Raw genomic sequence first — 13,886 nt, 5'->3', positions numbered from 1 at the left:
TCGCGCGGCGATGACGGCGTTCTCGGCATTGACCACGCGCTCGGCGCTGATGGCGAGCTGGTCGCCGTAGAGGCGACCCGTGTTGTGAACAAGCGCCGCCTGAACGCTCACGTTGGCGCCGTCGACCAGGCCGGCATTGTTCAGCTCGCCCGGGGTTTGCACCGACAAGCCCTGGCGGGCCACGATCTGGGCGCCGGCTGCGTTGTCGATGCCGGCGGCCTTGACGCTCAGGTGCCCGTCGCTGTGCACGCTGCCCTTGACCACGAGGCGGCCATCGGTGAGCAGTTCCATCTCTTTCCGGGTAGCCAGGGTGCCGTCCAGGTTGACGCCCAGGCCTTTGTCGGTGCCTCGCAGGAAGATGTGGCGGGCGTACATGCCGCCGATGGCGGCCACGTCGAGCAGGAAGTCCGGTGCGGACCCGGTGCCGGCGATGGGGGTGGCCGTTGCGTCGGCGCCCGAGGCCAGGGCCTTGACTTCGTTGCTGCCGGTGAGCACGGTGAGGTGATCGGCCCAGAGGCCGGCGTTGACTTCAATGGCCCGCGCGAGGATGCGGGCGTGGTCGGCGCCGCTGAGGTCCAGGCCCAGGCCTTCGATGCTGACCATGCCCTGCGTGACACGGAACGCGTCCAGGTGGCCGTTGCTCATCACCGGGACGCCGGTCGTCAGCGTGGCGCCCAGGGCGTTGATGAAGCTGGCGCCGTTGGCGCGGATGCCCGCGGGGTTGGCAACGATCACTTCGGCGCGCTGACCGGCGACTTCGATGGGGCCATTGAGGTGGCTGGGGTGCTGGGAGTTGACCTGGTTGACGATGACGCGGGCGGAGCCGGTGGCCAGGTGCGGGTTGCCCGGAACTGCGCCGCCGATCTGAGTGGATGCGCCCTTGCGGCTGTTGTTGAGAACGGCGCCTTGAGGGCCGATGTCGAACTGGCTGTAGCGGTTGAGCGAAACGCCGCCAGCACTGGGGGTCTGGATGTTGACCAAGGGCACGCCGTTGGCGGTGGAGAGCACCGTGGGGCGGAGCTGGCCGGGGGCATTGCGGTCGGTGATGATCTGCGACCAGGCTTGGCGGCTGGTGAGCGGGCTGCTCAAGGCCAGTGCCACGATCCAATGCAGGGCGCAGGGCAGCCCGTGCGCGGGCTTGCGCTTTTGCTTCTTCTTCACTTGCTCCCCCCCTGATGTCAATCGCCGTGCCCACGCATGGTTCGGGCGATGACATCAGGAAGAGCGCGCGTCCGACATACCGCAGCAGCGGTAGTTCAGCCAGGCTTCATGAATACATCAGCAAAACTGTCGTTCGCCGGCCTCAGAACGAAGCGCTCAAGCTGAAGCCGGCCACGACGGGCGTGGGGCGAAAGGCCGCGGGGCGGCTGATCGGGCGGCCGACGAAGACGTCGTAAGCGAGGACACCGGCACCGCCGCGAATGCCAAGCACGGCGCCCGCCAGGTGATCGCCCGCCAGCCATTCAGCGGAAGGACCGCTGACCTGGCCATAGTCGATGCCGACGTACGCCTCGTGCGCGGTGTCGCCTATTGCTACGGCGAACTCGTTGCGCATCAGCAGACCACGGTCAGCGGACAGGCTGGTCTCGCCGTCGAAGCCTCGCACGGTGTAGCGCCCGCCAATGGCGAAGCGGTCCGGCGCGGCGAGCGGGGTGCCGTTCCATTGGCCGCGCAGCGAGAGTTGGTAGCGCCCACGCCTGTCGGCCAGTCGCCATGGCACCTGCAGACTGGCGTCGAAGGAGGTCACGCGCAGGCGCGAGGTGCCCTCGGCGAATTCTTCTTCCGGCGCCGGCCGCGCATTGAAGGCCGCAGTGCCACGACGGTGCTCGATCTGCAGGTCGAGTGTGGCGTGGTTGAACGCCTGCCGATGGGCGAGGCCGAGCGCCCAACCGCCGGTGGCGCGGCGTTGCGGTTCCACCTCGGCGTCGTTGATGAAGTTGTCGGAGCGCCTGGCCCAGGCCTTCAGGCTCAGGCTGGTCTTGCCGCGAGCGTCGCGATGCAGCACTCGCGAGAGGGTGAGGTCCGCGTTGTCGCTGGAGCCGCTGTAGGTGAAGATCTCGAACGGCCCGGCCACGTTCTGGTGGTAGTTGCTGTGGGACGCCGTGAACCCGAGCAGCCAGCGCCCCCAGGGCAACGAGTAGTGCACGGTCTTGCCGTTGGTGCCGCGAATGCCGGGCACGCCGCCACCCAGGTCGTGGGTGTAGGTCACATAGAACAAGTCATTGAGCGTCCACCAGTGGTCGTAGCTCACGGTGACGCTGCCCTGGTACCGGCCAGTGGCCCGGGTGCCGCTGTCGTCGAGCGAGGCATTCAAGCGCAACGGGTTCGACTGCTGCCAGGCGATCACGAGGTCGCTTTCGTCGGGTGCCACGGCCGGCTCGATGACGATTTCGCTCTCGACGGAGGGCACGCGCTTGAAGTTCTCCAGCGCTTGTTCGATGTCGCGCAGGTTGAGGATGTCGCCCGGTCGTGCGGGCACGGCGTTGATGGCGGTGGCTCGCGCGCTGGTGCCATCGGCGAAGCGCGACGCGCGCAGGCGGCCGGGCACCACGCTCAGGACGAGGCGCCCGGCGTCGAAGCTCTGCGGCTGAACCAGCAGGCGCGTGGTGACGTAGCCGTGAGCGACGAGCGCCCGCTGCGCGCGTTCGGCGGCCACGTCCACCCCCTTGGCGCCCAGACACCTGCCGATAGCCGGGTCGGGGCCGGCGATGAGGTCCTGGAGGATGAACCGGAAGCGATCGCTCCCGGCACCTGTCAGAACGATGTCCCGGATGGGAAAGCACGGCGTTTCCTGCGCAGGCCACTCCAGCGGCGCCAGGGGGGCATCGGTTGCGCCACGCACATCGGCTCCACGCTGAAGCATCTCGCGCTGGCGCTGCTGGCGTTCAGCGGCGCGTCGGTGTTCGATCTGGTCGCGCGAGGCGGTATCGCTAGCGGTCTGCGCCCAGCCAGGCGCGGCGAGCAGATAAAGGACAAAGGCGAGCGAGCGAAGCACAGAGCGGGGTAGGCGGTCCTGAAAGGACGCGCATTACAACCGCTTCGCGCCGTGAAAACCGGTGGGGGGTACGCTGGATCGGCCATTCGCCCGTGGGCCGGTGCGCCTGCATCGCCCACTGTCGCGAACGGCCCCCCCTGGAGCTCGGGGCGTTGCGCCCCGTCACGCCTATTGACGCGGCGCGGTGCCGGCCGGCGCGGCCGGCTGCTGCTGCGTCCCGCTCGACGGCTGCACCGCCGGCTCCGGCGCCAGGCGCTTCAGCTCATCTTCCGACATCACCTCGAACACCCGCACCACGCGCTGCACGCCGTCCACGTTGCGGGCCACGTGGGTGGCGCGCTCGGCTTCCTTGGGCGTCACGCGCCCCATCAGGTAGACGACGTTGTTGTGGGTGGTCACCTTGATGGCGGTGGTGGGAATGTCGCGCGCGTCCACGAAGCCGGCCTTGACGCGGCCCGTGATCAGCGTGTCGGAGGTGCGCTGCGAGAAGCCCGGAGAATTGATCACCTGCAGCTCGTTGACGATGGTGCGCACGTTGTCCACGCCCGAGACGATGCTCTGGGCCTGGGCCTTGGCGGCGTCGTTCTGCACCTCGCCGGTGAGCAGCACCTGGCGGTTGTAGCTGTTGACGTAAACGTTGGCGCGGCCTCCAAGCTGATCGCGCAGGCGGCTGCTCGCGCGCATTTCGATGGTCTGGTCCTCGAGCTGGGTGCCCGAGCTGCGGCGGTCGGACGCCACCAGCGCCGTGCCCACGGCCGCACCGCCCAGCACCAGCGGCGCGCAGGCGGACAGCAGGACGGTGAAGCCGACCGCGCCCAGCACGGCGGTGCCCAGGCGGGATCGGGTCGTGGAAGCTTGAGGCTTGGTCATGCGGGGTTCTCCGTGTCGATGGGGGTGGAATCGGGCAGGCCGAGCAATTGGGAGTCCAGGCCGTCGGCCAGGCAATGCAGCACAAGCAACTGCACCTCGAGCACGCGCGAAGCTTGCTCGTGGGGCACGCTGATGTGCACGTCTGTGTCGCGCAACAGGGTGGCCACGCGGCCGCCGCGCGCGCCGGTGAGGGCCACCACGGTCATCTCGCGCTCGTGCGCGGCCTCGATGGCGGCCACCAGATTGCCGGCCTGGCCGTCGGGGCTGACGACCAGCAACACGTCACCCGCCAGGCCCAGGGCGTGGACCTGGCGCGCGAACATCTGGCGGCCGTCGAAGTCGTTGGCAATGCCGGTGAGCACGGCGGCGTCGGCCGCCAGCGAAAGCGCGGCCAGCCCGGGGCGGTCGCGCTCGTGGCGGCCGAGGATGTGCACCACGAACTGCTGGGCCAGCGCGGCACCGGCGCCGTTGCCGCAGGCGAGGACCTTGCCGCCGCCGGTGAGCCCGGCCAACAAGGCCGACACCGCGGCCTCGACCACAGGGGCCAGGGCCGGTGCGCTCTGGTACTTGAGGTCGGCGCTGTCGATGAATTGCTGCTGAATGCGCTGCAAGAGCATGGGGTGATGATAGCCGTGGGTTTCGTGTCAAAAAGCAAAAGCGTCGCCGGCGTCGAATGCGGCGCGCAGCCATTGAAGTTCGCCACCGTCGCCGTCGATGAGCACGGCGTCGAAGCGCATACGTGGCATGGACCGCTGCCGCGCCAGAAAGTGCCGCGCCGCGAACACGATGCGCCGGCGCTTGGCCAGGCCGATGCTCGCGGCCGCGCCGCCGTAGGCCCCGGAGCGGCGCTGCCGCACCTCGACGAAGACCAGCGTGCCGTCGGGCTCCCGCATAATCAGATCGATCTCGCCGCCACCGCGCCCAGGCGTGCGGAAGTTGCGCTGCACCAGCCGCAGCCCCTGGCGCTGCAGGTGCGCCAGGGCCCTGTCCTCGGCCCGTTGGCCCGCCTCGCGCGTCGCCTTGGGCGCCTCTGATTGAAACCACCGCACGTGTCACCCCCTGTCCTTGAACTGCTTCACGCCGCGCGCGCCGCGGCGGGTGCGCAGCATTTTCCCCAGGGCACGCTGTACATGCTGGCCACCCCTATCGGCAACCGCGCCGACATCGGCCTGCGCGCGCTGCATGTGCTCGATCTGGTGGACAGCGTGGCCTGCGAAGACACGCGCCACACCGCCTCGCTGCTGCAGTCCTATGGCCTGCACAAACCGCTGATCGCCGCGCACGAGCACAACGAGAGCGAGGCCGCGCAACGCGTGATCGCGCTGTTGCGCGAAGGACAGCGCGTGGCCTACGTGAGCGACGCCGGCACACCGGGCGTGAGCGACCCCGGCGCGCGCCTGGTGGCGGCCGTGCGCGACGCGGGCCTGCGCTGTGTGCCCGTGCCTGGCCCGAGCAGCCTCACCGCGCTGCTGAGCGTGAGCGGCCACGCGGGCTGGGACGGCAGTTTCCGTTTCGCGGGCTTCCTGCCGGTGAAGGGGGCCGAGCGCCAGCGCGCGCTGCAGGCCATCGCCGACGACCCGCAAGCCTGTGCGCTGCTGGAGGCACCGCACCGCATGGAGGCGCTGGCGCGCGATCTGGCGGCGGCGCTGGGCCCGCGCCCGGTCACGCTGGGGCGCGAGCTCACGAAACAGTTCGAGGAAGTGGCGCACCTGCCCGCTGACGCCCTGCCCGCCTGGCTGGCCGCCGACGCCCACCGCACGCGCGGCGAATTCGCCTTGCTGGTGCACCCACGCGAGCGCGACACCGACAACGGAGGCGCGCTGCCCGAGGCCGCGCTGCGCGTGCTCGACCGCCTGCTGGTGGACCTGCCGCTCAAGGCGGCCGTGAAGGCGGCCGCCGACATCACCGGCGCACCGCGCAACGCGCTGTACGACGCCGCGCTGGCGCGCCGAGGCGCGTCGAAGAACTAGGGCTCAACCCTGAGGCCGGCGCGGCTCGTCGACCTCCCGGGCCTCCACGTCCACCACTTCACCGCGCGGCGCAGTGTTCGACGACGCCGGGCCGGCGCGCCACACGCCTTGCGAGTACTGGCGCGAGCGCTCGCGCAGGCGGCCGAACACCACCAGCGGCGCGGGCCGGCGCCCGGTGATCAGGGCCCACAACGACATCCCCGCCACCGCCAGCACCGAGGCCAGCAACAGGCTGATGAGGAAGACCGCCGCCGCCAGGCCCAGCGCGAGGCGCAGCACAAGGCCCGCCACACGGCCCAACAGATCGGCGAATGCATTCATGGGAGAAAGAGCGGAAGGGGTCACGTGAGTTCCGGCGTCCCGTGAGGGAAAAGCGAATGAAACCCGCACCTGGGGACAGGCACGGCCATTGCAAGCGCCACCTGTCGGTGCCGCTCATTGGCCACCGGGGACTGCTATTCTCCCCCGGACCCATCCCACACCCATGAAAACGACGCTGACCCGAACCTTCCTGCGCGGCCTGATCACCTTCCTGCCGGCCGCGCTCACGCTGTACCTGCTGTACCTGCTGGTGGTGTGGACCGAGTCGCTGGCCCGCGCCCTGTTCAGCCCCTTCCTGGGCGACTTCTACCTGCCGGGCCTGGGCATCGTGCTGCTGGTGGGCCTGATCTTCGGGCTGGGCGTGCTGGTCTCGCGTCCCGAAGTGACGCGCGTGCTGTCGATCGCCGAACTGCCCTTCACCAACCTGCCGGTGGTCAAGAGCATCTACTCCTCGCTGAAGAACTTCGCCGACTACTTCGCGCCCCACGACAAGGACCAGCCACAGCAGCAGGTGGTGCTGCTGCGCGCGCCCGGCGGCGAGATGTCCATCGTCGGCCTGGTGACGCGCCAGAGTTTCGCCGGCCTGCCCGGCGCCCTCGGCGAGCTCGATCAGGTCGCCGTCTACCTGCCCATGGGCTACATGATCGGCGGCTACACGGTCTTCGTGCCGCGCAGTTGGGTCACGCCGGTGGACATGTCGGTGGAGGAGGCCATGCGCTCCTCGCTGATCGCCTGGATGTCCTCGGCCCGGGAAAACATCCGCGAGCCCTCGCCCGAACCGGGGCGCGAGCCCTACTGAGCCTCCGCGCGGAACTCGCCGGCCCGAACCGCTTCGAAGCGCCATGGCCACGTCCGCCCGCACCCGCCGTTCCCTGCTGCTGGGCAGCGCCGCGCTCATCGCCGCGCCCGCCTGGCTGAGCCCGGCCGTGGCGCAGAAGCCCGGCCTGCGCCCCACCCCGCGCCAGACCGAAGGCCCCTTCTACCCCGTGGCGCTGCCCGCCGACACCGACGCCGACCTGCTGCGCAACGGCCAGGTGCGCTACGGCAAGGGCCAGGCCGCCCGGGTGGAGGGCACGGTGGTCGACCTCGACGGCCGCGCGCTGCAGGGCGCGGTGGTCGAGATCTGGCAGTGCGACGAGGCCGGCCACTACCACCACCCGGGCGACGGCAACCGCGCCGACCCGGCCTTCCAGGGTTTTGGCCGCGTGGCGGTGGACCGCGAGGGCCGCTACCGCTTCCGCACCATCCGACCCGTGCCCTACAGCGGGCGCACGCCGCACATCCACGTGAAGGTGAAGCTGGACCGGATGGAGCTGCTCACCACCCAGCTCTACGTGCACGGTGACCCGGGCAACGAGCGCGACGGCCTCTGGCGCCGGCTCGACGAGTCCGGCCGCGCGGCGCTGACGCGGCCGTTCGAGCCCGATGGCGAGGGCGTGAAGGCCAGGTTTCCCATCGTCGTGCAGGCCTGAGAGGCACGGCAACCCGCGCGCAGCGGCGTGGGGGCCGATACCATCGGCGCCCATCATGGATTCACTCACCCAGATCGCCCTCGGCTCGGCCGTGGCCGTCGCCGTCATGGGCCGGCGCACCGCCGTGTGGAAATCGGCCCTGTGGGGCGCCATTGCCGGCACCCTGCCCGACCTCGACGCCTTCATCGACCATGGCGACGCCGTGCTCAACATGGTGTTGCACCGGGGCGAATCGCACGCGCTGTTCTACCTGACGCTGTTCTCGCCGCTGCTGGCCTGGCTGGTCTCGCGCCTGCACGGCGAGGGCGCGCTGTTCAGACGCTGGTGGCTCGCGCTGTGGCTGGTGCTGATCACCCACCCGCTGCTGGACACCATGACGGTGTACGGCACGCAGCTGCTGCTGCCCTTCACCAACCACCCCTTCGGCGTGGGCAGCGTGTTCATCATCGACCCGGCCTACACGGTGCCGCTGATCGTGGGCGTGGTGTTCGCGCTGGCGGCGCCGCGCATCGGCCTCAAGGCCAACGCCATCGGCCTGCTGCTCAGCAGCGCTTACCTGCTGTGGAGCGTGGCCGCGCAGCAGCACGTGGCCCAGGTGGCGCGCGAGTCGCTGCGCGAGCAGGGCATCCCGGCCGATCGCCTGCTGGTCACGCCCGCGCCCTTCAACACCGTGCTGTGGCGGGTGGTGGCCATGGGGCCGGAGCGGTACGCCGAAGGCCACTACTCGCTGCTCGATGACACGACCACGATCGACTGGCGCCGCTACGACCGCGGCGCCGCGCTGGCCGAACACCACGCCAAGGTCGACGGCCTTCGGCGCATCGCCGCCTTCACCCACGGCTTCTTCCGCGTGCAGGAAGAAGAAGGCCGCCTGTACGTGACCGACCTGCGCATGGGCCAGGAGCCCACCTACACCTTCCATTTCGATCTGGGCACCAAAGCCGAGCGCGCCAACGGCCCACGCCCCGCGCGCCTGGACGGCATGCGCATCGACGTGGAGAAGGGCCTGGACTGGCTGTGGCGGCGCCTGCAAGGCGAGCGCCTGCCGCCGCCTGGCCTGGCGGCGCAGGACGGCTGAACGCCCGGACCGGCGAGCGGCACCGGCGTTCGATACCGGTCGCCGCGATCAGCTCATCAGCAGCGCGATGGCGATGACCAGCACGCCGATGACCAGGTTGACCAGCACCCACTGGCGGATCGAGGCCATCGCCGCGCCGGCGGCCGGCCAGTCGCTGGCCTGCACGGCACGCGACATCCGTTTGAAGAGCGCGAAGCGGATGTGCCCGAAGATCGCGATCATCACGATGCCCAGCGTGGCCATGACCGTCCAGTCCAGCGGCATGGCGAAGTCCACGCCCGCCTGAACCGACTCCTTCGCCACGCGGCCGATCATCCACAGGCCTGTGGCCAGCGCCAGCAGCGCCGCCAGCAGCACGCCGGCAAAGAAGCGCTTCATCACCGCCTGCAGCAGGCGCAGGCGATCGGGCGGCTCCAGCAGTTGCACCGACGGCCGCAGGCACAAGTGCGCGAAAGCCATGCCACCGACCCAGAAGACGATGGACAGGACGTGGAGGAGTTTGAGAACGGCGTAGATCATGGGGGTGCACTATGCCTCACACGTCCGCCGTCACCCCGGCCTGCCGTCGCTGCAGCCGGTAGGGCGGAAGCCCTTGCAGCATGCGCCGGCCGTACCCCTGGCGCAGCAGGCGCGCGTCGTAGCAGACCACCGTGGCTTCGTCGGTCTCGGTGCGCAGCGCGCGGCCGGTCCACTGCAGCAGTCGGGCGCCGGTGGCCGGCACCACCAGCTCGCTGAACGGGTCGCGCCCCTTGCTCTTGAGCCATTCCGCGCGCGCCTGGCCCACCGGGTCGCTGGGCGACGCGAAAGGCAACTTGGTGATGAACACCCACTCGCAGAGCTCGCCCGGCAGGTCCAGTCCCTCGCCGAAGGACTGCAGGCCGAACAGGATGGACGCCTCGCCGTCGCCCACGCGCTGCGCGTGCCGCTTGAGCAGCACCGTGCGCGAGGCCTCGCCTTGCGCCAGCACGCGCTCGCGCAGACGCGCGTGTTCGCCACGCTCGAGCAACTGCTGGGCCGATCGCATCTGCGCGCGCGAGGTGAACAGCACCAAGGCGCCGCGCTTCACCTCACGCAGGTCGGCCAGCAGCAGATCGAGCATTTCCCGCGTGTAGCCGTCCACGTCCTTGGGGTCGGCGCGGGTCTGCACCACCACCAGACGGCCCTGCTTCGCGTGGTCGAAGGGGCTTTGCACCTCGCGCGTGGCCACGGCCGCGTCCCAGGCCAGGCCGGCCTCGTGCAGGAAGTGGTCAAAGCCGCCGCAGGTGACGAGCGAGGCCGAGGTGACCACCGCGCCGCGCACCTGTTGCCACAGGTGGCTGTGCAGCAGGCTGCCCGGCTGCAGCGGGCAGGCGTGCGCGCTCATGGCCACCAGGCCGCGGTCCACGCGCGCCTGCAGCCACTTGGCCTGGGGCGGCGCGCCCTCGCTGGCCATCAGCAGCCACTGGCTCGCGGTTTCGTGCAGGCTTTGCAGGCGCGGCGCGAAGCGGCCGATGCGCGCGTAGTGCTCGGCGCTGCGCGCGGCCTCGCCGGGGTTGTCGCGCGCGTTGGCGCGCAGTTGCGTGGCCAGGGCCTCGGCCAGCTTGAGCAGCCCATGCGCGTGCGCCTGCAGGCTGCCCAGGGGCTCGGTCCAGCCGGGGGGCAGCAGCCCGGCGTCGAAGCGGTGCACCAGCGGCGGCGCCTCGGCGGGCAGCTCGCGCACGGCCGGGCCCAGCAGGTCCATGCCCAGGCGGGCGAGCTCGGCCAGGGCGGCCTTGGCGGCGCGCGCGGCCTCGGCCACGTCGAGGTTGTGCCGGTGAGAAATGGCCTTCGCCACCTCGTCGAAGGCTTTGGGCAGGGGGTCGAGCCAGCCCGGGCGCATCAGGTCCATCTGCGAGGTGAACTGGCCCTGCGCCACGCCGGGCAGGTGGTGCGCCTCGTCGAGCACGAGGTAGCAGTCGGACGGTGCCGGCAGGGCGTGCAGGCCCAGGGTGGCGAGCAGCAGGTCGTGGTTGACCACGATCACCTGCGCCTGCGCCAGGCGGTTGCGCGCCTGGTAGTAACTGCAGCTGTTGTAGGCCGGGCAGTGGCGCGCGGTGCAGGTGTGGCGCTCGGCCGCCACGGGCGCCCACAGCGCGGCGTCGGGCGGTTCGTCCAGGCGGTCGCGGTCGCCGTTCCAGTCGCCCTGGTCGAGCGCGATGGTCCATTGCGCGTACTGGCGCGCGCGCTGGGCCCAGTCGTCTTTCGCGGCGGCGCTGGCCGCGCCTGCGGCTTCCTCGCCGAACAGATCCGCGTCCTGCGCGCCGCCTTCGGCGAGCTGGTCGAGCTTGAGTCGGCAGACGTAGCGCCCGCGGCCCTTGGCCAGCGCGAAGGCAAAAGGCTGCGGCATCAGCGCCGCCAGGGCCGGCAGGTCCTTGTTGATGAGCTGTTCCTGCAGGGCCACGGTGGCGGTGCTGATGAGCACGCGCTTTTGCTGCGCCAGCGCCAGCGGAATCACGGTGGCCGCGTAGGCCGCCGACTTGCCGACCCCTGTGCCGGCCTGCACCACGGCGATGCCCCGGTCGGGCGCGCCCGCCTCGCCCGAGACGCTGTCGTCGCCCAGCTTCACGCCCGACAAGGTCTCGGCGATGAACGCCGCCATCTCGCGCTGACCGGCGCGCGCCCGGAACCCCGGGGCGTGCGAGACCATGTGGTCGAACGCCGCCAGCGCGATGGCCTCGCGCGCCAGCGCCCCCTGGGGCAGGTCCTCTTGGTCGTGGCGGGGCTCGGCGTTCATCATGAAGCCCGGCATTGTCCCAGAGCCGGGCTTTCACCCCGGATGCATGTTGCAGTGCAACAATGGCTCATGGCCACGCTCCCTTCCCACTCTGCGAAAACCTCGCTCGATCTCGCCCTCCAGGGCGGCGGTTCGCACGGCGCCTTCACCTGGGGCGTGCTCGATCGCCTGTTGGAGGACCGCTCGCTGCGGCTCACCGGCATCAGCGGCACCAGCGCGGGCGCCATGAACGCCGTGGCCCTGGCCAGCGGCCTGATGGAGGGCGGCCGCGAAGGCGCGCGCGCCGCGCTGCGCCGGCTGTGGACACGCATCGGCGAGATCAACCCCTTCGGCGGCCTGGCCCACGCGCCCGGCGCCCCGTGGGTCGACCCCGACAGCCCCTGGGCCGCGCCCTGGCTCGGACCCATCCGCTCGTACGCGCAGTGGCTCAGTTCGCAGGCCTCGCCCTACCAGCTCAACCCGCTCAACCTCAACCCGCTGCGCGACATCCTGCGCGACACCATCGACTTCGACCGCGTGCGCGCCTGCCACCGCACGCAGCTCTTCATCGCTGCCACGCGCGTGAAGACCGGCGAGCTGCGCATCTTCCGCCAGGACGAGCTCTCGCCCGACGTGATCCTGGCCTCGGCCTGCCTGCCGCTGCTGTTCCAGGCGGTGGAGATCGACGGCGAGGCCTACTGGGACGGCGGCTACGCAGGCAATCCGTCGCTGCTGCCGCTGGTGCTGGAGAGCCCGGGCGACGACCTGCTGCTGGTACAGATCAACCCCGCCCAGCGCGATGAGCTGCCGGTGCGAGCCAACGACATCCTGGACCGCATCAACGAGGTGACCTTCAACGCCAGCCTGCTCAAGGAGCTGCGCAACATCGTGCTGCTGAAGCAACTCCTGGCCGCCGAGGGCTGGGCCGCGCGCCGACTGCGCAGCCCGGTGTTTCGCCGCATCGCGGCGCTGCGGTTGCACCGGGTGGATGGCGGCCCCGAACTCGCCGCACTGGGCGCGGGCAGCAAGACGCGCACCGACGCGGCCTTTCTGGAGCGTCTGTTCCAGCAGGGCCAGGCGGCGGCCCAGGCCTGGCTCGAACGGCACCGCGCCGACATCGGCACGCGCGGCACGCTGGCGCTGGACCTGGACGCGGCCGGCATGAACTGAGCCAGGCGTCCCCGCTACCCCGGCGAGCGTCTCCCCCGCCAGGGGTAGCGCAAGCGCCCAAGTGCTGATAAGGTCTGCGCCCCTGTTACGTTCGGTCACGCTGATGGGTAAGCACTCGCCGCCCGCCGACACGGGCACCCGACTGCACGCGCTGGACAACCTGCGCGCGCTGCTCATGTGGCTGGGTATCGTGCTGCACGTCGAGGCCATCTACGCCGTGCAGCGCATGCCCAACGCCTGGCGCGACGACCAGCGCACCCTGGTCGCCGACGTGGTGGTGTCGTCCATCCACGCCTTCCGCATGCCGGCCTTCTTCATCCTGGGCGGCTTCTTCGCTGCCTTGCTGGTGCGCTCGCGGGGGCCGGACGGCCTGCTGCGCCACCGCCTGATGCGCCTGGGCCTGCCCTTCGCGCTGTTCTGGCCGCTGCTGTGGCTGGCCTCGGGCGTGGCGGCGCTGTTCTTCATGAACCTCATGGTCCGCGACGAATGGGGACTGGACACCCATGTGGTGCCGCGCCTGCCCATCCTGGACAGCCCCAACACCATCCACCTCTGGTTCCTGTGGATGCTGCTGTGGTTCTGCGTGGCCACGGCCGCGCTGTGGCGGCTGCCGCGCGCCTGGTTCGCGCCCATCGAATCGGCGCTGGCCTGGCTGGCGCGCCAACCGTGGGGCTTCGTGGCGCTGGCGCTGCCGCTGATGCTGGCCAGCGCCGCCTACCCGCGCGGTGTGCTCGCCCCCGCCGGCGCCTTCCTGCCCGAATGGAACGAGTGGCTCTACCACGGCAGCTTCTTCGTCTTCGGCCTGATGCTGCACGGGCGGCAGGCCGAGCTGTTCGCCTTCTTCCAGCGCCACTGGCTGGCCTATGCGCTGGGGGGGCTGGTGTGCTACCTCCTGGCCACCGCGGCCGCGCTTGTGCAGGCCCCGATGCTCCTTTGGGCCTATGCCTACCACTGCATCAGCTGGCTCTGGAGCTTCGCCGCCATCGGCCTGGCGCTGCGCCTGGTGCCCCGCCGCCACGTGGTACTGGGCTACCTGTCGGACAGCGCGTACTGGGTGTACCTGATGCATTACCCGCTCACCATCCTGTTCGGCGCCCTGCTCTTCGAGCTGAGCCTGCCCGTCACAGCCAAGGTGCTCATCAACATCGCCGCCACCACGCTGGTGTGCCTGGGCAGCTACGAGCTGTTCGTGCGCCACGGCTGGATCGGCCAGTTGCTCAATGGCAAGCGATACCCGCGCCGATCGCCCGAAAGCGGCCGCGAGCACCGCGTGACCTGA

14 protein-coding genes are annotated in these 13,886 nt (G+C 70.6%); 6 read left to right on the top strand and 8 right to left on the bottom strand.

What is annotated here, in order from left to right:
- The 5 genes from GTO19_RS19220 to GTO19_RS19200 form a co-directional block, all read right to left on the bottom strand.
- On the bottom strand, positions 1 to 1,161 hold a 1,161-nt coding region (locus GTO19_RS19220), incomplete at its 3' end, for a filamentous hemagglutinin N-terminal domain-containing protein (protein ID WP_291023765.1).
- Between the two features lie 142 nt (positions 1,162 to 1,303).
- Positions 1,304 to 2,995, bottom strand: a complete 1,692-nt coding sequence (locus tag GTO19_RS19215; RefSeq protein ID WP_291023763.1) for a ShlB/FhaC/HecB family hemolysin secretion/activation protein — start codon at positions 2,993 to 2,995, stop codon at positions 1,304 to 1,306.
- Positions 2,996 to 3,163: 168 nt separating this feature from the next.
- Positions 3,164 to 3,865, bottom strand: coding sequence for a BON domain-containing protein (locus tag GTO19_RS19210; RefSeq protein ID WP_291023761.1), 702 nt, complete (start codon positions 3,863 to 3,865; stop codon positions 3,164 to 3,166).
- Positions 3,862 to 4,482 (bottom strand): SIS domain-containing protein, encoded by a 621-nt coding sequence (locus GTO19_RS19205; RefSeq protein WP_291023759.1) that lies wholly within the window; start codon positions 4,480 to 4,482, stop codon positions 3,862 to 3,864. The genes GTO19_RS19210 and GTO19_RS19205 overlap by 4 nt, the downstream gene beginning before the upstream one ends.
- A gap of 27 nt (positions 4,483 to 4,509) precedes the next feature.
- Positions 4,510 to 4,914: a YraN family protein gene (locus tag GTO19_RS19200; RefSeq protein WP_291023757.1), complete on the bottom strand. Its 405-nt coding sequence runs from the start codon at positions 4,912 to 4,914 to the stop codon at positions 4,510 to 4,512.
- 81 nt (positions 4,915 to 4,995) lie between these two features.
- On the opposite strand from GTO19_RS19200, the gene rsmI reads away from it, so the two are divergent.
- Entirely contained in the window at positions 4,996 to 5,835 is an 840-nt protein-coding gene (rsmI, locus tag GTO19_RS19195) for a 16S rRNA (cytidine(1402)-2'-O)-methyltransferase (RefSeq protein WP_291023756.1), read from the top strand.
- Positions 5,836 to 5,838: 3 nt separating this feature from the next.
- Here the strand turns inward: rsmI and GTO19_RS19190 are convergent, their stop codons facing one another.
- The gene (locus GTO19_RS19190) at positions 5,839 to 6,156 is read right to left on the bottom strand and encodes a hypothetical protein (RefSeq protein WP_291023753.1); all 318 of its coding nucleotides are present in this window, start codon (positions 6,154 to 6,156) and stop codon (positions 5,839 to 5,841) included.
- Positions 6,157 to 6,319: 163 nt separating this feature from the next.
- Here GTO19_RS19190 and GTO19_RS19185 point away from each other — a divergent pair, with 163 nt between their 5' ends.
- Genes GTO19_RS19185 through GTO19_RS19175 form a run of 3 tightly spaced genes read left to right on the top strand, consistent with a single transcriptional unit; the run spans position 6,320 to position 8,706 of the window.
- Complete coding sequence (locus tag GTO19_RS19185) at positions 6,320 to 6,955, top strand: DUF502 domain-containing protein (RefSeq protein ID WP_291023750.1); 636 nt, start codon at positions 6,320 to 6,322, stop codon at positions 6,953 to 6,955.
- A gap of 43 nt (positions 6,956 to 6,998) precedes the next feature.
- Complete coding sequence (locus GTO19_RS19180; RefSeq protein WP_291023748.1) at positions 6,999 to 7,628, top strand: protocatechuate 3,4-dioxygenase; 630 nt, start codon at positions 6,999 to 7,001, stop codon at positions 7,626 to 7,628.
- Between the two features lie 55 nt (positions 7,629 to 7,683).
- On the top strand, positions 7,684 to 8,706 hold the full coding sequence (locus GTO19_RS19175; RefSeq protein ID WP_291023745.1) for a metal-dependent hydrolase: 1,023 nt from the start codon (positions 7,684 to 7,686) through the stop codon (positions 8,704 to 8,706).
- 48 nt (positions 8,707 to 8,754) lie between these two features.
- Here the strand turns inward: GTO19_RS19175 and GTO19_RS19170 are convergent, their stop codons facing one another.
- Both GTO19_RS19170 and dinG read right to left on the bottom strand, forming a co-directional pair.
- Entirely contained in the window at positions 8,755 to 9,225 is a 471-nt protein-coding gene (locus tag GTO19_RS19170) for a CopD family protein (RefSeq protein ID WP_291023743.1), read from the bottom strand.
- 16 nt (positions 9,226 to 9,241) lie between these two features.
- The gene (gene dinG / locus GTO19_RS19165) at positions 9,242 to 11,458 is read right to left on the bottom strand and encodes an ATP-dependent DNA helicase DinG (protein WP_291023741.1); all 2,217 of its coding nucleotides are present in this window, start codon (positions 11,456 to 11,458) and stop codon (positions 9,242 to 9,244) included.
- 69 nt (positions 11,459 to 11,527) lie between these two features.
- Between dinG and GTO19_RS19160 the strand changes: the two genes are divergently transcribed.
- The gene (locus GTO19_RS19160; protein WP_291023739.1) at positions 11,528 to 12,607 is read left to right on the top strand and encodes a patatin-like phospholipase family protein; all 1,080 of its coding nucleotides are present in this window, start codon (positions 11,528 to 11,530) and stop codon (positions 12,605 to 12,607) included.
- Positions 12,608 to 12,710: 103 nt separating this feature from the next.
- A complete protein-coding gene (locus GTO19_RS19155; protein WP_291023736.1) occupies positions 12,711 to 13,886 on the top strand; it encodes an acyltransferase family protein in 1,176 nt (391 codons plus the stop codon).

The sequence above is a fragment of the Hydrogenophaga sp. genome, from assembly GCF_011772445.1.
Taxonomy (GTDB): Bacteria; Pseudomonadota; Gammaproteobacteria; order Burkholderiales; family Burkholderiaceae_C; genus Hydrogenophaga.
This window is presented reverse-complemented; position numbering and strand designations above follow the sequence as displayed.

What these genes read in the sequence shown, in the direction of transcription:
- GTO19_RS19210 (WP_291023761.1), bottom strand. Translation starts at nt 3,865, where the DNA reads ATGACCAAGCCTCAAGCTTCCACGACCCGATCCCGCCTGGGCACCGCC.
- GTO19_RS19205 (WP_291023759.1), bottom strand. Translation starts at nt 4,482, where the DNA reads ATGCTCTTGCAGCGCATTCAGCAGCAATTCATCGACAGCGCCGACCTC.
- rsmI (WP_291023756.1), top strand. Translation starts at nt 4,996, where the DNA reads ATGCTGGCCACCCCTATCGGCAACCGCGCCGACATCGGCCTGCGCGCG.
- GTO19_RS19190 (WP_291023753.1), bottom strand. Translation starts at nt 6,156, where the DNA reads ATGAATGCATTCGCCGATCTGTTGGGCCGTGTGGCGGGCCTTGTGCTG.
- GTO19_RS19185 (WP_291023750.1), top strand. Translation starts at nt 6,320, where the DNA reads ATGAAAACGACGCTGACCCGAACCTTCCTGCGCGGCCTGATCACCTTC.
- GTO19_RS19180 (WP_291023748.1), top strand. Translation starts at nt 6,999, where the DNA reads ATGGCCACGTCCGCCCGCACCCGCCGTTCCCTGCTGCTGGGCAGCGCC.
- GTO19_RS19175 (WP_291023745.1), top strand. Translation starts at nt 7,684, where the DNA reads ATGGATTCACTCACCCAGATCGCCCTCGGCTCGGCCGTGGCCGTCGCC.
- GTO19_RS19170 (WP_291023743.1), bottom strand. Translation starts at nt 9,225, where the DNA reads ATGATCTACGCCGTTCTCAAACTCCTCCACGTCCTGTCCATCGTCTTC.
- dinG (WP_291023741.1), bottom strand. Translation starts at nt 11,458, where the DNA reads ATGAACGCCGAGCCCCGCCACGACCAAGAGGACCTGCCCCAGGGGGCG.
- GTO19_RS19160 (WP_291023739.1), top strand. Translation starts at nt 11,528, where the DNA reads ATGGCCACGCTCCCTTCCCACTCTGCGAAAACCTCGCTCGATCTCGCC.
- GTO19_RS19155 (WP_291023736.1), top strand. Translation starts at nt 12,711, where the DNA reads ATGGGTAAGCACTCGCCGCCCGCCGACACGGGCACCCGACTGCACGCG.